This window comes from Ruegeria sp. C8 (assembly GCF_056537565.1).
In genome coordinates this window covers 18,277-34,688 of record NZ_JBQFRV010000027.1, presented here as the reverse complement: position 1 = coordinate 34,688, position 16,412 = coordinate 18,277, and the positions used below count along the sequence as shown (strand labels likewise).

Sequence of the window (16,412 nt, the reverse complement as noted above, 5' to 3'; positions counted from 1 at the left end):
AGCCCGGTCCAAACGCCCTAACAGAGTGGATCAGAGGACTGACAGCCATGAAGACACGAGACATGAACCGGGATTGGATCGCCACCGCCGCAACCCTGAACAGCGCGTTGCCCTATTTGCAGCGCTACGATGGCGCGATTGTCGTCATCAAACTGGGCGGCCATGCCATGGGCAGCGATGAGGCGATGGATAGCTTTGCCCGCGACGTGGTGCTGATGCGGCAGGTCGGTGTGAATCCGGTGATCGTGCATGGCGGCGGACCGATGATTAACGCGATGCTCAAACAGCTGGACATCCAGTCAGAGTTTGTGGGCGGCAAGCGCGTCACCGACAAAGCGACGGTGGAAGTGGTCGAGATGGTCCTGTCGGGCCTTGTGAACAAGCGGATCGTGCAGGCGATCAACCGTCAGGGCGGCACCGCTGTGGGCCTGTCGGGCAAGGACGCCAACCTGATGACCTGCGAACAGACCGATCCTTCGCTAGGCTTTGTGGGGTCTCCGTCGAAGATGGACCCAAAGGTCCTGCACGACCTGTTCTCGCATGATGTGATCCCGGTCATCGCACCGCTTGGCGCGGGCACCGAGGGTGAGACCTTTAACGTCAACGGTGACACCGCTGCGGGGGCTATCGCCTCGGCGTTAAAAGCCGACCGCCTGCTGCTGCTGACGGACGTCTCGGGCGTCAAGAACGCTGCTGGCGAGGTGGTGACCGAGCTGAAGGCCGGTCAGATCCGCGAAATGACTCTGGAAGGCACCATTGCCGGTGGCATGATCCCAAAGACCGAAACCGCGCTGGATGCGCTGCATAGTGGAGTGCGCGCGGTGGTTATTTTGGACGGACGCGCGCCCAACGCGGTCCTGCTGGAGCTGTTCACCGAACACGGCGCCGGTTCGCTGATACGCCCCGACTAATTCCAAACCGGAGGAGATATGACCCAACAACCCGCCTCCTCTCACCACCGCTATGACCGTATCGAACACGCAGCTCAGCGGGTTGGGCTGATTGTCATGGGCGCGCTGCACCCGCGCCAGGTTCAAGCGAAACAATTGGATAGCGGTACCCTGATCCTTTTGGGCGCAGGGCCCGAGTTCTGGCCCCAGTTGAAAGCCGCGCCGGAATGGCAGGGCAAGGACCCGGTCGATCGCTGGTCACTCCGTGTGGTTGGGCAATTGGCACAGGACTTAGGTGCCGAGGCACATTTTCCCTTTGGCGGCCCTCCCTACGCGCCGTTCATCGACTGGGCGTTGAAATCAGGGCGGACCTTCAGCAGCCCGGTGGGTGCTCTGGTACATGACCAGATGGGCATGATGATCTCGCTCCGCGGCGCGCTTCATTTCGCCGATGAATTCCCAATACCCCTAGCGACCGCTCCTTCGCCATGTACCTCATGCGCAGCGCCTTGCACGCAGACCTGCCCGGTGGGTGCGCTGAATGATCAGAGCTTCTACAATGTCGAGGCCTGCCACAACCACCTCGCCACGCCCGAGGGGCAGATCTGCATGACCGGGGGATGCCTCGCGCGCCTCTCCTGCCCGGTCAGCGCCCGCGCAGGCCGAGACCCGGACCAATCCGCACATCATATGAGGGCCTTTCATCCGTCATGACACACACCCTGATCCTGACCCGCCATGCCAAGTCCAGCTGGGATGATCCCAACCTAAGCGATCATGAGAGACCACTGAACAAACGTGGGTGCGCCTCGGCCCCGGCGATTGGATCTTGGCTCAAGAACAACGGCTGGGTCCCGGATGAGCTTCTGAGCTCGAACTCGGTCCGTACGCGTGAGACCTGGGACCACATGGGTCTGCATGCTGAAAACGCCTACTACGCCTATGACCTCTATCTGGCGGGCCCGGATGCGATGCTGGCAGAGTTGAAGACGGCAACAGGCCAAACCGTGATGATGCTGGGTCACAACCCCGGTATTGCCCAGTTCGCCGCTCAGCTTGTCGAAACCGCGCCCGAGCACGCTCGGTTCCATGACTACCCGACCTGCGCCACAACGGTGATCCAGTTTGAGATCGACAAGTGGTCCGACATCCAGAAGCACAGCGGCAAGGTCTTAGGCTTCGCGATCCCGCGCGAACTTCTGAAATGAAAAAAGGCGGGGCAAAACCCCGCCTTTCATTTGATGTGATCTCGATCAGTGCCCGAGGATCTGGCTGAGGAACAGCTTGGTGCGTTCGCTCTTCGGGTTGTTGAAGAACTCTTCCGGTTCGTTCTGTTCTACGATCTGGCCAGCATCCATAAAGATCACGCGGTTGGCGACCTGACGGGCAAAGCCCATCTCGTGGGTCACACAGAGCATGGTCATACCTTCTTCGGCCAGCTCGATCATGGTGTCGAGCACCTCTTTGATCATCTCGGGGTCAAGCGCCGATGTCGGTTCATCGAACAGCATGATCCGCGGCATCATGCAGAGCGAGCGAGCAATCGCCACACGCTGTTGCTGACCACCGGACAGTTGACCCGGATACTTCAGCGCCTGATCAGGGATCTTCACCTTCTCAAGAAAATGCATCGCGCGCTCTTCGGCTTCTTTCTTGGGCGTCTTGCGCACCCAGATCGGGGCCAACGTGCAGTTCTCCAGAATGGTCAGATGCGGGAACAGGTTGAAGTGCTGGAACACCATGCCAACTTCTGACCGGATCTTGTCGATGTTTTTCAGGTCATTCGACAGTTCGATCCCGTCCACCACGATCTTGCCCTGCTGGTGTTCTTCCAGCGCATTCAGGCAGCGGATCAGGGTGGATTTACCCGAGCCGGACGGGCCCGCGATCACAATCCGCTCGCCTTGGTTGACGGTCAGATTGATGTCGCGCAGCACGTGGAACGAGCCGTACCACTTGTTCATTCCGTTGATATCGATGGCGACCTCGTCGCTCACCTGCATCTTCGAGCGGTCGATTTCGCGGTCAATTGCAAGTTCAGACATGTGTTGAACTCCTTAGTGATGATCGGTGGCAAGGCGACGCTCGAGCCACTGAGAATATTGAGAGATGCCGTAGCAGACGACGAAGAACAGAAGCGCGGCAAAGCCTAGAAGCTCCCAATAGACGCCGTTCCATTCGGTTGACGCCAGGATGGGGCCTCGGATCATGCCCACCAGATCGAACATCGAAATGACCGAAACCAGTGTGGTGTCCTTGAACAGGCCAACGGCCACGTTCACGATACCAGGGATCGAGATCTTCAGAGCCTGCGGCAGGATGATCAACCGCATCGCCTGCGGGTAATCCAGACCAAGGCTGTCTGCTGCTTCATACTGTCCACGTGGAAGCGCTGCCAGACCGCCGCGGATCACCTCGGCGATGTAGGCGGCTGAGAACATGGTGATCATGATCACAACGCGCAGGAACAGATCGACCGTGCTGTCAGGCGGGAAGAAGTAGGCCAGCATCACCGAAGCCACGAACAGCAGCGTGATCAGAGGCACGCCACGGATGAATTCGATGAAGATGACGCTCACCCACTTGATCAGCGGCATGTCGGACTGACGGCCCAGTGCAAGGGCTATGCCCAACGGAACCGACAGCGACACACAAGTGACACCCAGCATCATGTTCAGCATGAAGCCACCCAGATCACGGCTGGGAACAGCTGTAAGCATAGCGTCTTCAGAAGCACCTTCTGGTATCAGCGCTCCGCCAACATTCCACACGACCAGCGCAACGATGATTGCCCCGAAGAAGCCGGCCGCAAAGCTGTTCTTGCCGAATTTCTGGAACACGGCGCCGCCCGCGACGCAACCCAGCAGAGCCACAAGCGGGACCAGAATGGTGCCACCCCAGATCAGCCAGAACGCAATGAACGGGTAGAGCGCTGTGAAGATCAGCATCTTGCGCGGCAAGTCGAAGAACAGCACCGGAGCAAAGGCCACCAGCATCAGCACAAAGGCCAGGTTGGGGCGCCAGTACGCGTCAACCGGGTATTTGAAGCCGTAGATCAGCTGAGGCCAGCGTTCGGTCAGAACCGCAAAACACGCGCCTGTCTTGCCACCTAGAATCTCACGACACTCTGCCAGCGAGTTCGCATTCCACACCCCGTTCAGAATCCACGGCAGCGTATTCTTCAGAAGGATGTAGATCAGGATCAGCGACAGAACCGTCAGGATGGTGTTGGTAACGCCCGAGAACAGGTTCTCACGCAGCCATTTGACCACGCCCGTCTCATTCGCCGGGGGCGGAGAGGGAGGGATGGTACCTTCGGCCACGAAAGCGATCGGATTGGTTGTTTGATCGGCCATGGCTCAGCGCTCCTTCAACTTGACGGATGCGTTGTAGACGTTCATCACCATCGAGATCACCAGCGAGGCGGTGAGGTAGAACAGCATCAGCAGTAGAACGCATTCGATCGCACGACCGGTCTGGTTCAGGGTGATACCGCCCAACGTCGCGGTAATATCCGCATAGCCCACGGCAATCGCCAGAGACGAGTTTTTGGTGATGTTGAGATACTGCGAAATCAGCGGCGGAATGATCACCCGCAGCGCTTGCGGCAGGATGACCAGATTCATGATCCGACCCTGACGCAGACCCAGCGCGGCTGCAGCCTCAGTCTGACCTTTCGAGATCGCCTGAATACCGGCCCGCACGTTTTCCGCGATGAAGGCCCCGGTGTAGATCGACAAGGCGAACCACAAAGCGATCAGAGGACCACCGACCTTGATACCTCCGCTGAAGTTAAAACCCTTCAGCGCGGGAATGTCCCAGGTCAGGCCCATCAGAACCATCAGCAGCGCAAACGGCACCAGCCAGACGCCCAGTTTCACCAGCAGCGTTCTGGGGCGTTCACCGGTCTCTTCCTGCTTCTTGGTCGCCCGCTTTTCGATCTCGCGCGAGGCGAACCATGATCCGACCAGACCGGCAATCACCAGCAGCCAGTTCAGAATGGTTGCACTGAACAGGCCATGCGCGAATTCCGGACGGGGGATATAGACCCCACGGTTGGTGAAGGCGAAGGCATCAAACAGCATGCTCGAGGTCGGGTTGTCACCGCGGAACGCCCGCGGGCCCGGCAGAACGGCCGTCATGATCGTGAAGATGATGATGATCCAGATCAGAACCGGAATGTTGCGGAAGATCTCGACATAGACCGCCATCAGCTTTGAGACGAGCCAGTTGTTCGAGAGCCGCAGAACCCCGGCGATCACACCGAATATTGTTGCGGTGATACAGGCCAGAAACGCCACAAGCAGCGTGTTCAAAAGCCCCACAACCGCGGCCCGCCCATGCGAGGACTGGCTGTCATATTCGATCAGACGCTGGTTGATGTCGTACCCGGCGGAATCGCCGAGGAATGTGTAGGATATGTTCAGGCCTGCGGCCCGAAGGTTCTGGATCAGGTTGTTGCCCAGATACCAAATGGATAGCGCAATAGCGATAGCCGCGATCACCTGAAAGGTCAGCGATCTGTAGCGGGTATCGTTTATGAGCATCGACAGCCGAAAATCAGCTTTCGGCGGGTCAGTCATAGTCGACATATTTTGGAATCCCCGTAGCTAGCGGACTTTGTTTTTATGGCGAGGTTGTCCCCGCTCTGTGTCCGTTCGCGTAAGTATTAGTGAAAAAGGGCGCAGGATGTCCTGCGCCCTTTTCCGTGGATGTCTTAGCGGAAAGGCGGCGAGTACAGCAGGCCGCCTTCGGTCCACTGAGCGTTCAGGCCGCGTGCCAGACCGATCGGAGTTTCTTCACCGATGTTCTTGGCAAACACTTCACCATAGTTGCCGTCCGCCTTGATGGCGCGCATGGCCCACTGAGCGTCCAGACCCAGCATCTCGCCCAGAGTACCTTCGGTGCCCAGCAGACGGTTGACTTCCGGGTTGTCGGTCCCAGCTGCCAGCTCGTCGATGTTTGCCGAGGTCACGCCCAGCTCTTCAGCCGAGACCAGTGCGTTCAGGGTCCAGCGGACAACATCGCCCCACTCGTGATCGCCGTGACGGACCAGCGGGCCCAGCGGCTCTTTCGAGATGATTTCGGGCAGCAGGACGTGGTCACCAGGGTTTTCGAACGTGGCGCGGGTTGCGGCCAGGCCCGAAGCGTCGGTGGTGTAAACGTCACATGCGCCAGCCAAGTACTGCTGCTGCGCTTCGGCGTTGGTTTCGATCGGAACCGGCTCGTAGCTGATGTTGTTGGCACGGAAGAAATCGGCCAGGTTCAGCTCGGTGGTAGTGCCGGTCTGGATGCAGACGGTTGCGCCGTCCAGTTCCTTGGCCGAGCTTACGCCCAGCGCCTTGGGAACCATGAAGCCCTGACCGTCATAGTAGTTCACGCCGGTGAATTCGAACTTCAGGTCGACGTCGCGGCTGAAGGTCCATGTGGTGTTACGGGCCAGCATGTCGATCTCGCCCGAGGCCAGAGCGGTGAAGCGCGTCTTGCCGGTTGTCGGAACGAATTCAACTGCGTTTGCGTCACCTAGAACAGCGGCGGCAACGGCACGGCACAGCGATACGTCGAAGCCTTTCCATTCGCCATTCGCGTCAGGTGCAGCGAAGCCAACCAGACCGGTGGTCACACCACAGTTCAGAGTGCCGCGCGCCTTGACGTCGTCTACAGTTCCCGCCGCGGCAGCACCTGCGGCCAGACCGGCCACTGTTGCCGCGCCCAAGATTACGGATTTTTTCATTTTTACCTCTTCCTGATTTTCCGCCCCGGTAAGGGCGGCTCTGCCCGGCATAGTGGATGCCGGAAAGGTTACCCCAAAGGTGTCTCCCCTTTAGTGGGCTTGAGTTTGGTCGCATTCATAAACAAACGTCAAGGGTCGGATCAGGGAAAACGATGGGTCTCCGCCTCTCGATTAGGCAGATGCGTAAAAAAACCAACGTTGGAAGGATCAAACAGAGAGATCGAAGAAGGTCTTGGCGTGCAAAAACGCGGCTTTCTTTGTTTCCGCCACGGCGTGGGCTTCGTCATCATGGCCCCATTGTTCGATCTGCCAGGCCTCATCAAGTCGCGAAATGCGCCATATCTCGTCCGGTTTGCGCCAACCCTGCGCCGCCGCAAATCCCAGAATCAACGACCCAGACAAGCTGACCAAATCGTGGAAAGCCGCCAACTGAAACGCGTCCAGCGCATGGACCTGCTGACGCAACTGCACCAATGCCTCAGCCGATTGGGGTCGGTGCAGTACACCCGCCACGGGAATCAGTCGGGCCTGCAGGGTCTCGGCGGCCCAGTCCAACGCGGGATCCCAGTCTGCGGCCTGACGCTCCTGCAGTTCCTGAGGATGGGTGGCGCGATAGCACAGCAGATCGGAGTCGCCATAGTCCGCCAGCATATCCGCTACTTCGCCGTGCTGGATGCGCACCTTGTCAATTGCCGCATTGGCCGAGCGGGTAAAGGGCATGGTGGTCGGGTCCACCTCTTTGTCTTGCGCATCCCATTCAGCAGCGACGGCTTCGGCCATCGCTTTGGTCGGCAGAATCAATGCGGCCTTGGCCGGCGTTTTGACCCGGCGGCCATCCAGCTCGACCGTATAGCCGTCCTCGGCCTCGACCGCGGTGCTGTTTGTCCAAAAGCGTTTCGGTTTCCAGTCGCTCATGTCTTCACTTCCAAAGAGTGGCCAGCGCATCCGGCAGCTGGTCGAATGTTTCAATCACACAAGAGGCCGCACTTAGCGCAGCAGTGTCGTGGTACCCCCACGACACCCCAATCCCGGTCACGCCTGCAGCGGCGGCCATGTCCATGTCAAAGCTGGTATCCCCGATCATGACCGCATGCGCAGCCTCAACACCGGTTTCCGCCAACGCAGTCTGAACCATCGAGGGATGAGGTTTTGAGGGGTGATGATCCGCCACTTGACGGGTCACGAAATAGCGCTCCAGCCCATGCGCTTCGATCAGCGCATCCAGACCGCGTTGCGATTTGCCGGTGGCGACGCCCAGCAGAATCTCGGGCACCGCATGCAGGGCTTCGATCGCATCGCGTGCACCGGGATAAAGGGGGGAACTCGCCGCGCCAAGATCCAGCCGGTGCGCGTGATAGGCCTGCTTGTACCCTTCTACCAATTGCGCCTGAACCGTCGTCGACTGCTGTGGCACAAGCTGCGCAATGGCCAAAGGCAAAGACAGACCAACAATCGACAGAATGGCCTCGCGGCTTGGCACCTCGACCGAGGCGGCCTGAAAACTGGTCGTCATCGAATGGACGATGCTGCCCTGACTGTCGACCAGCGTGCCATCGACATCGAACAGGACCAAACGCAGCGGTGCGCTCATTGCAGCTCCTCGAAGGGGTCGTCGGCGGCAAGGTCTTCGGTCCAGCCAAACGTGTCCCAGCTGTGCTTCATGTGCTCGGGCAGAGGGGCCTCGACCGTGATCGGCTTACGGGTCATCGGGTGCTGGAAAGACAGGCGCCGTGCGTGCAGGTGCAGCTTTTTGCTGATAATCCCACCCAATTGCGCGCCCCAGCCATCGCCGAGGTTTTCCTGACCCGAGCCACCATATTTGCCGTCGCCAATGATCGGATGCCCGATCGCGGCCATATGCGCGCGCAACTGGTGAGTCCGGCCCGTGATCGGCTCCATCGCAACCCAAGCGGCGCGGCCCGCGACACGGTAGAGCGTTGCGTAGTGGGTATGCGCCCGCTTCGCCCCCGGCGTGCTGTCGATGTCGCCCATATGGACGGGGATCATCTTCTCACCCTCGCCCTGCTTGCCATGGCCCGAGGCCTTGACCAGACCGGTCTTGATCTCGCCCAGATAGGGCGTCGGCACACCGGCGACTAGCGCCCAATAGATCTTGCGTGTATCGCGGTGGCGGAAGGCAGCAGTCAGCCCCTTTGCAGCCTCTCGCGTGCGGGCCAGCAGCAGAACGCCCGAGGTGTCCTTGTCCAGCCGATGGACCAGCCGCGGGTTCTCATCATAGCCAAAGCGCAAAGCCTCAGACAGGCTGTCGACGTGGCGGGTCTGGCCGCTGCCGCCCTGCACCGGCAAGCCGTGCGGTTTGTTCAGTGCCAAAACGTGATCGTCACGATAGATCACGCAGGACCGGATCATCTTCGCATCGGCCTCGGACACGCTGCGCTTCACCTCGGCAGGCTTGTGATCGGCATCCGGCAGCGGGGGCACTCGGACGACCTGCCCAACCTCCAGCCGGGTCGAGGCCTTGGCGCGGCTGCCATCCACACGCAACTCACCCTTGCGACACATTTTTTCGATCCGCCCCTGGCTGACATGCGGAAACAGGCGGCGCAGCCAACGATCCACACGCTGGTCTCCGTCACCTTCTGCGACCGTAATCATCTGCACGCCACTCATGCCATCGCCCCTTGTCCCGCGCGGCCGATCCGCCCGGAGTATCCTGTTACCACTATCCTAGAAAACATGCGCGTCTGTGGCCTGCAACGGGTCGAGAGTCAAGCAATCGTAGGTGTTTCAGATATTCAAGAAATCCCCATGTCGCCCGGCCCCGTCTCGGAACCGCCCTGCGCCTGCGGTCCCCTCGCGCCGGATCGCCTCCAGACCGTTGGCCCATTCAACCTTAAGCCCATCGCGCACCGACATCCCACGCGTTTCGATGATCGAGCGCCGGTCGGCCCGCACAGCCTCCTGCGGGAAACGGGCGATGTCGTAGGCCATGGCCTCGGCAGCGGCCCGCGCTTCTCCATGCGGCACGACTTTCTCTGCCAACCCGATCAGATAGCACTCCTCAGCATCAACCTTGCGCCCGGTCAGAGCGATCTCAAGCGCTTTGCCCTGCCCAACCAAGCGCGGCAAGCGAACTGTGCCGCCGTCCATCAGAGTAATTCCCCAGCGGCGACAAAAAACCCCAAGGTAAGCCGTCTCAGCCATCACCCGTATGTCGCACCACAAGGCCAACTCCATCCCACCGGCCACGGCTGCACCGTCGATGGCTCCGATGACTGGCTTTGACAATTCCAGCCGAGATGGCCCCATTGGCCCGAGCGTCGAGGTGGCGGATCCAATAGGAAAGCTGTGTTTCTCGTAATAGGCCTCACCCAGTTCAGGGTCAGACAGGCTGGCGGCGAGCTTCAAGTCCCACCCGGCGCAGAAATTGCCCCCCTTCCCCCAGAAAACGGCAACCTTTGCAGGGCCGTGTTCGAACTCGAGAAACGCATCCACCAGAGCCTTCGCGTGATCCGGGTCAACAGCGTTCCGCGCCTCGGGCCGGTCATGGATGATGGTCCAAACGTCTTCGGTTTTGTCTATGGAAACGGGCATGACATGTCCTCCCTCATGGTCATTGACCCAAGGGAAGCCGGATGTGTGCCACCTGTCGCCTGTGACGCCACGGCAGCGCGAAATTGACCCTGCGTTACCCGCTGTTGCGCTGCGTGCGCAGCTTGGCGAAATAGTCCAGCCGCTTCTTCAACTCACGCTCGAACCCACGTTCGACTGGTTGATACAGCACAGGCCGCTTCATCGTCTCGGGGAAGTAGTTCTGACCCGAGAACCCATCTTCTGCATCGTGGTCATAGGCGTAACCGTCGCCGTAGCCCTGATCCTTCATCAACGAAGTGGGCGCGTTCAGTATATGCTTGGGCGGCGGCTCACTGCCCGATTGCTTGGCCAGACGCATCGCCGCCTTGTAGCCCACATAGGCCCCGTTCGATTTCGGCGCCAGCGCCAGATAGACCAGTGCCTGCGCTAGCGCCAGCTCTCCCTCGGGAGAGCCGAGCCGTTCATAGGTCTCCCACGATTGCAGACAGATCGCCTGCGCCTGAGGGTCGGCCAGACCGATATCCTCAACTGCCATGCGCGTAATGCGACGAGCCAGATAGCGCGGGTCCTCGCCCCCAGTCAGCATCCGCGCAAACCAATAGAGTGCCGCATCCGGGTCTGAACCGCGCACGGATTTGTGCAAGCCCGAGATCAGGTTGTAATGCTCATCGCCGGATTTGTCGTATTTCGCAGCGCGCCGCATCAGGCGCGTTGACAGCGCATCCGGGTCTAGTGGCGCGTCAACCTTCCACGCGGCGACCTGCTCGATCAGGTTCAGCAAAGCCCGCCCGTCGCCATCTGCCATTTCGTGCAGTGCATCACGTGCGGCAGGCGTCAGGGGCAGCGCTTTGCCCAGTTCTTTCTCGGCCCGCTGGGTCAGACGTTCCAGATCAGCAAGGCTCAAACGCTCCAACACCAGAACTTGCGATCGGCTCAGGACCGCAGCGTTCAACTCGAACGAAGGGTTTTCGGTTGTGGCCCCGACCAGCAGGATGGTCCCGTCTTCCATATGGGGCAGAAACCCGTCCTGCTGGGCTTTGTTGAAGCGGTGGATCTCATCCACGAACAGTAACGTTCCCTGCCCGTTCTGACGCCGGATCTTTGCCGCTTCGAACACCTTTTTCAGGTCCGGCACACCGGTAAAGATCGCGCTGATCTGAACGAAGTGCAGATCGGTTTCCTGCGCCAGCAACCGCGCGATGGTCGTTTTACCAACGCCCGGAGGCCCCCAGAAAATCAGGCTGGACAGGCTGCCCGAGGCCAGCATGACCCCCAATGGAGCGTCTGGACCCAGAACCTGTTCTTGCCCGATCACCTCGGCCAGCGTTTGCGGACGCAGGCGATCCGCCAAGGGGCGGTGCGGATTCGCTGCAGGCTCGGCTGCGCCGGTGTCGAACAGATCGCTCATGCGCTACAGCCGGAATCGTAGGGACAGACTACGGCCGCCTCGCTGAATTACCATGTTGATCCTGCGCCCCGGATCGGTCAGCGTTCGAACGACGTCCTGCGGACGCGCGATGTCCGTAGCATTGATCGCCTCCAGAACGTCGCCGGCTCGTAGACCCGCGCGGGCGCCGTATGGGCCGGGGTCAACAACAACGACGCCGGACTGGGACAGTTTAAGCCCCAGATCAATGATCACAGCCGGGTTAACGCCCGAGACGGTCAGTTCGGGCAGTACGGTGCTTTCATCCAAGGTCGTCTTTTCGGCATCTGGCGTATCAGGCGCACGGATCAGCGCCACTTCGATGTCGTCGCTTTCCTGACCGCGCAAGCGGGTCAGAACGGATGTGCCGCCGACCCCCGCCACGGACATGCGGAATTTCATCTCGGCCGGAGAGTTCACCTCATCCCCGTCTACATGTGTGACCACATCGCCAACCCGCAATCCGGCCTCGGCCAGAGGGCTAAGGTCGTGCAAATCCGAGATCACCACGCCCATAGGGATCACCAGACCCAGAGACTCGGCGATGTCGGCGCTCATATGCTGGCCGCTCATACCCGCCCAGGGGCTGACGAACACTTCGTTGCCGTCTTGCGCCTGCCGCAGGAACTCGGCCACCAGATTGGCGGGGATGGCGAAACCGATCCCGTTTGAACCACCAGACCGAGTCAGGATCGAGGTGTTGATCCCGATCAGATCGCCGTTGACGTCAATCAAGGCCCCGCCCGAGTTGCCCGGATTGATCGCCGCATCAGTCTGAAGAAAATAGCCGCGCGCATTCCCGGTCGCGGTGCCGGTGCGCGCCAACCCCGATATAATGCCCGAGGACACCGTCTGCCCGATCCCGAACGGGTTACCGATCGCCAAGGCCAACTCGCCCACCTCAACGTGATCCGAATCACGCATGGTCAGGAAGGGCAGGTCCTGAGCCTCTTCCAGTCGCAGGATCGCGATATCGCTTTCCTCATGGCCCAAAACCACCTCAGCCGTGAATTCGCGCCGGTCGGTTGTGACTACACGAATTTCAGTGGCCGAGCCGACCACGTGGTAATTCGACACCACATAGCCATCCTCGGACAGGATCACGCCCGACCCGAGCGAATTCTGGACCCGCTGCTGTGGCTCTCCAAATCCGCGGCCAAAGAAATCCTGAAAGAACGGGTCCGAGAACAACGGCCGCGACCGCCCCTGCCGCACGATCTTGGCATAGATGTTCACAACCGCAGGCGCGGCCTCTTTCACCACGGGGGCAAAACCAAGCGAGATTTCGGCTTGGGATTGAGGGACGCGCGTCTCGGCATGGGCAACCGATGCCATGGCGACCGAAACAGCGATGAAAATCCAGCGACGCATGAGGAACCTCAATCCAGTAAAGCCCTCTGGATATGCGCCGAGCGGATCGTCAATGCAAGAAGGCCAGTCGTCAGCCTTTTGCACCTTCGTCAAAAAACGGTGTCATCTGCGCGACAATGACAGCGTTCTCGTCCAGTGCTCGCTGCATCAGGGCGCGTTCATCAGGGTCGATGTCATGCCCCTGCGCCTCGCGCTCGGCCAATGTGCCATAGCCGGTCACGTCCAGAGGGGCCGTGTCGGCCTGTTTCAGGATCGCAACCGTTTCACGCACGGCCTCTGCCTCGTCCACGCCACTGGCAAAGCACATCAGGGCCGCTCCGGTCGCGCCGTCTGGCAGGCCGTCGCCCTCCTTGCGGCCGATCTGCACGAGCAGGGTATAGACTTGCTGACGAGAGGGTTTCTTTTGCTTTTCCATGCAGGGGGCCATAGACCTGCACCCTTGCACGGTCAAGCATTTGCATGGAGCTGACAACTCTGCATAGTGGTATTTTCACAAGCCACTAGGGATGTTTGATGACCTTTCCAGTTTTCATTACCGACTTTCCCAGCCTTGACGTTCCCTTCCCCGAGGACGTCGTGCAAACAGCCGTGATCCGCTCTGATGCCGGGCTGGTGGCGTTTTTCACTTTCCTTAAGGATTTTGAACTGCCGATGCACGCCCACAAGGCCCAATGGGGCACTGTCATCGAAGGTGAGGTAGAGCTGACGATAGGGACGGAGACCCGAATCTATCGCCCTGGCGACAGCTACTCCATCCCGGACGGCGTCGAGCATGGCGGTAAGATCAAGGCAGGCTCACGCGTGATCGACGTGTTTGAAGAGCCGGACCGCTATCCTGTCAAAGCCTAACAAAAAAGGCCGCAGCACAGGGCTGCGGCCAATCGTTTCGATGAAATGCGCTTAGTCTCGCAGCAATTCGTTGATCCCGGTTTTCGAGCGGGTCTTTTCATCCACCCGTTTCACGATCACCGCGCAATAGAGGCTGATGTTGTTCTTGGACGGCATCGAGCCTGCAACGACCACGGAATAAGGCGGAACCTCGCCATAGGTGACCTCGCCGGTCTCACGGTCGACGATCTTGGTCGATTTCCCGATGAACACACCCATGCCCAGAACTGAGCCTTCGCGCACGATGCAGCCTTCGACCACCTCAGAGCGCGCGCCGATGAAGCAATTGTCTTCGATGATGGTGGGGCCAGCCTGCATCGGCTCTAGCACGCCGCCGATCCCGACGCCGCCCGACAAGTGAACGTTCTTGCCGATCTGTGCGCAGGACCCGACGGTCGCCCATGTATCCACCATGGTGCCTTCGTCGACATAGGCGCCGAGGTTCACGAAAGACGGCATCAGTACTGCGCCCGGCGCGATATAGGCCGACTTGCGGACAACGCAGTTGGGCACGGCACGGAAACCGGCGGCCTTCCAGTGGTCTTCGCTCCAACCGGCGAACTTGCTGTCCACCTTGTCCCACCAACCACCGGCCTGAGGGCCGCCGGTCTGAATTTCCATGTCCTTGATACGGAAGCCCAGCAGAACTGCTTTCTTGGCCCACTGGTTGACATGCCAGTCACCGCTGTCCAGCTTTTCCGCAACGCGCAAAGCGCCGCTATCCAGCGCGTTCAGCGTGTCTTCGATGGCGTCGCGCTGTTCGCCTGTGGTTGCGGGCGTGATCGTATCGCGCGCCTCCCAGGCGGATTCGATGGCGGCTTCCAGTTGCGCATTGGACATTGGGCGTCTCCCTACAGAATCTGTTCGTGTCGGTGTGGCCTATACGAAAGCCAAGCCCACGGCGCAATGCGACGAACAGGGGCTCTTTTGCGGCGGAATTGTCCGACCCTCAGCTAGCGCGGCGGATATGGCGGATCAGGATGGTCGTTGCCGCGGCAAGATCCTTGTGTTTCAACGCCTGAACAATCGCCAGATGATCCTTGTCGACGCGCTGTTTCCACTTGGGTCGCCAATGGGCAAACAAGTGGCGTGCGCTGGCGATATGAAGGTCATCAATCGTATGCAGCAGACGCGGCATGCCGCAGGGCGTCAGGAGCGTCCGGTGAAAGACCCGGTTACGTGTTTCCCAGTCCGGCATGGTCTGCGCCTCGTCACACGCCATCCGCGCCTCATCCATGCGCTTCACATCACCGGGCGTCATGTTCTGCACGGAATGCTGCAGGGCCAAAGGCTCAAGCACCACGCGCATTTCGACCACTTCGCGCACCTCGGCCGGGTCGAGGACTGCGACCCGCATACCGCGCCGCGGTTCGCTTTTGGCAAGGCCATGCCCCTCGAGCCGCAGCAGAGCCTCGCGCACGGGGACGTGACTGGTCTCAAAGGCCTTGGCGATATGATCCTGGCGCAGCTTCTCACCGGCGTTCAGATCACCGGTGATGATCTGCTGCCTGAGATTTTCGTAGATTGTGTCGGCAATCGTTGCGCTCATGAATTATAGATAAGTTCCTCAACCTGTTTTCACAAGGCGATAATTCAGCCTGCAAGCGGGTCCGGCGCAATGTTCCCACCGCAGATCAGAACGGCGACGCGTTCGCCCGGCTCTGGCGTGTAGGCCCCCGACATCAACGCCGCCAAGGCGGCGGCTCCGGCGGGTTCGACAAGGATACGATGCGCTTGCCACAACACGCGCTGCGCCTCAGATATGGCCTGATCGGAGACCAGCACCGACTCCATCCCTTGCGCCAGTTCAAAACAGATCGACCCGATCCGCCGCGCGCCCAGCGCGTTGGCCGCAACGCCGGAAACCGACACATCCACCGGCTCACCGGCCTGCAAGGCGGCGTTCAAAGCGCAGGAGGTCTTAGGCTCGACCGCCACGACCTTGCGTGCGCCTTGAAACCAGGCCAGAGCGCCCGCGATCAGCCCGCCGCCGCCCACGGCGATCAGGACGGTATCGGCCTCCAGCCCCTGCGCCTCCCATTCGGCAAAGCAGGTGCCCTGTCCGGCGACCGTAGCAGGTGCATCATAGGCGTGGATCTGCATTGCGCCGGTCTTGTCCTCATGCGCCTGCGCCATCGCCAGCGCGTTGGCATATTCGCCGGGCACAACGCTCAGATCCGCGCCGATCTGTTCGATCAGGGCAATCTTGGACGGGCCCGCGATCTCTGGCACAAAAATCTTGGCCGGATGCCCTAGCGCACGCGCCGCATAAGCCGCCGCCGCCCCGTGATTACCGCCCGAGGCCGCCACAACACCTGCTTGTGGCACCTCCATGCTCAGCAGCGTGTTGAACGCGCCGCGCGCCTTGAAGCTGCCAGTGTGCTGCATATGCTCAAGCTTCAGCTCGACCGGATAGCCGGGAATATGGCTCTCCATCACCGGGGTTGTCTGCGCGTGTCCGGCAATACGTTCTGCTGCCGCCTGAATTTCCGTCTTCCAATCCATTCTTGTCTTTCCGTGACTGGCACTCTGCCCGCGAACCCTATAG

18 protein-coding genes are annotated in these 16,412 nt (G+C 60.3%); 4 read left to right on the top strand and 14 right to left on the bottom strand.

The genetic code is table 11. The features are described 5' to 3' along the window. Positions 1 to 47: 47 nt before the first annotated feature. Genes argB through ACR0KL_RS22105 form a run of 3 tightly spaced genes read left to right on the top strand, consistent with a single transcriptional unit; the run spans position 48 to position 2,098 of the window. Positions 48 to 911: an acetylglutamate kinase gene (gene argB / locus ACR0KL_RS22115; RefSeq protein WP_480777521.1), complete on the top strand. Its 864-nt coding sequence runs from the start codon at positions 48 to 50 to the stop codon at positions 909 to 911. An 18-nt stretch (positions 912 to 929) separates the two neighbouring features. Further along, positions 930 to 1,604: a ferredoxin gene (locus ACR0KL_RS22110; protein WP_480777520.1), complete on the top strand. Its 675-nt coding sequence runs from the start codon at positions 930 to 932 to the stop codon at positions 1,602 to 1,604. After that, the gene (locus tag ACR0KL_RS22105; RefSeq protein ID WP_480777519.1) at positions 1,601 to 2,098 is read left to right on the top strand and encodes a SixA phosphatase family protein; all 498 of its coding nucleotides are present in this window, start codon (positions 1,601 to 1,603) and stop codon (positions 2,096 to 2,098) included. Before ACR0KL_RS22110 ends, ACR0KL_RS22105 begins: the two co-directional genes overlap by 4 nt. A 45-nt stretch (positions 2,099 to 2,143) precedes the next feature. On the opposite strand, the gene ACR0KL_RS22100 is transcribed toward ACR0KL_RS22105, so the two are convergent. The 11 genes from ACR0KL_RS22100 to ACR0KL_RS22050 form a co-directional block, all read right to left on the bottom strand. Continuing rightward, positions 2,144 to 2,935 carry an amino acid ABC transporter ATP-binding protein gene (locus tag ACR0KL_RS22100; protein ID WP_170375957.1) on the bottom strand — a complete coding sequence of 264 codons (792 nt, stop codon included), beginning with the start codon at positions 2,933 to 2,935 and terminating at the stop codon, positions 2,144 to 2,146. A gap of 12 nt (positions 2,936 to 2,947) precedes the next feature. Next, positions 2,948 to 4,246, bottom strand: a complete 1,299-nt coding sequence (locus ACR0KL_RS22095; RefSeq protein ID WP_170692998.1) for an amino acid ABC transporter permease — start codon at positions 4,244 to 4,246, stop codon at positions 2,948 to 2,950. A 3-nt stretch (positions 4,247 to 4,249) separates the two neighbouring features. Next, positions 4,250 to 5,482, bottom strand: a complete 1,233-nt coding sequence (locus tag ACR0KL_RS22090) for an amino acid ABC transporter permease (RefSeq protein ID WP_170375961.1) — start codon at positions 5,480 to 5,482, stop codon at positions 4,250 to 4,252. Between the two features lie 125 nt (positions 5,483 to 5,607). Continuing rightward, positions 5,608 to 6,624 (bottom strand): amino acid ABC transporter substrate-binding protein, encoded by a 1,017-nt coding sequence (locus tag ACR0KL_RS22085; protein ID WP_170375963.1) that lies wholly within the window; start codon positions 6,622 to 6,624, stop codon positions 5,608 to 5,610. A 207-nt stretch (positions 6,625 to 6,831) separates the two neighbouring features. Beyond that, positions 6,832 to 7,539 carry an ATP12 family protein gene (locus ACR0KL_RS22080; protein WP_170680980.1) on the bottom strand — a complete coding sequence of 236 codons (708 nt, stop codon included), beginning with the start codon at positions 7,537 to 7,539 and terminating at the stop codon, positions 6,832 to 6,834. 4 nt (positions 7,540 to 7,543) lie between these two features. After that, positions 7,544 to 8,215: an HAD-IA family hydrolase gene (locus tag ACR0KL_RS22075; RefSeq protein ID WP_170680978.1), complete on the bottom strand. Its 672-nt coding sequence runs from the start codon at positions 8,213 to 8,215 to the stop codon at positions 7,544 to 7,546. Next, positions 8,212 to 9,255, bottom strand: coding sequence for an RluA family pseudouridine synthase (locus tag ACR0KL_RS22070; protein ID WP_170680976.1), 1,044 nt, complete (start codon positions 9,253 to 9,255; stop codon positions 8,212 to 8,214). The genes ACR0KL_RS22075 and ACR0KL_RS22070 overlap by 4 nt, the downstream gene beginning before the upstream one ends. 117 nt (positions 9,256 to 9,372) lie before the next feature. Continuing rightward, the gene (locus ACR0KL_RS22065) at positions 9,373 to 10,179 is read right to left on the bottom strand and encodes a crotonase/enoyl-CoA hydratase family protein (RefSeq protein ID WP_170680974.1); all 807 of its coding nucleotides are present in this window, start codon (positions 10,177 to 10,179) and stop codon (positions 9,373 to 9,375) included. Between the two features lie 94 nt (positions 10,180 to 10,273). Continuing rightward, the gene (locus ACR0KL_RS22060; RefSeq protein WP_480777518.1) at positions 10,274 to 11,587 is read right to left on the bottom strand and encodes a replication-associated recombination protein A; all 1,314 of its coding nucleotides are present in this window, start codon (positions 11,585 to 11,587) and stop codon (positions 10,274 to 10,276) included. A gap of 3 nt (positions 11,588 to 11,590) precedes the next feature. After that, positions 11,591 to 12,976, bottom strand: coding sequence for a trypsin-like peptidase domain-containing protein (locus ACR0KL_RS22055; RefSeq protein ID WP_480777517.1), 1,386 nt, complete (start codon positions 12,974 to 12,976; stop codon positions 11,591 to 11,593). Between the two features lie 70 nt (positions 12,977 to 13,046). Beyond that, positions 13,047 to 13,391: a hypothetical protein gene (locus tag ACR0KL_RS22050; RefSeq protein WP_170375977.1), complete on the bottom strand. Its 345-nt coding sequence runs from the start codon at positions 13,389 to 13,391 to the stop codon at positions 13,047 to 13,049. Between the two features lie 98 nt (positions 13,392 to 13,489). On the opposite strand from ACR0KL_RS22050, the gene ACR0KL_RS22045 reads away from it, so the two are divergent. Further along, the gene (locus tag ACR0KL_RS22045) at positions 13,490 to 13,825 is read left to right on the top strand and encodes a cupin domain-containing protein (protein WP_170680968.1); all 336 of its coding nucleotides are present in this window, start codon (positions 13,490 to 13,492) and stop codon (positions 13,823 to 13,825) included. A 51-nt stretch (positions 13,826 to 13,876) separates the two neighbouring features. Here ACR0KL_RS22045 and dapD read toward each other — a convergent pair whose 3' ends face one another. The 3 genes from dapD to ACR0KL_RS22030 form a co-directional block, all read right to left on the bottom strand. Beyond that, positions 13,877 to 14,704: a 2,3,4,5-tetrahydropyridine-2,6-dicarboxylate N-succinyltransferase gene (dapD, locus tag ACR0KL_RS22040; RefSeq protein ID WP_170680966.1), complete on the bottom strand. Its 828-nt coding sequence runs from the start codon at positions 14,702 to 14,704 to the stop codon at positions 13,877 to 13,879. Positions 14,705 to 14,813: 109 nt separating this feature from the next. Continuing rightward, the gene (locus tag ACR0KL_RS22035; protein WP_170556267.1) at positions 14,814 to 15,413 is read right to left on the bottom strand and encodes a GntR family transcriptional regulator; all 600 of its coding nucleotides are present in this window, start codon (positions 15,411 to 15,413) and stop codon (positions 14,814 to 14,816) included. A gap of 44 nt (positions 15,414 to 15,457) precedes the next feature. Next, entirely contained in the window at positions 15,458 to 16,369 is a 912-nt protein-coding gene (locus ACR0KL_RS22030) for a threonine/serine dehydratase (protein ID WP_480777516.1), read from the bottom strand. Positions 16,370 to 16,412 lie beyond the last annotated feature (43 nt).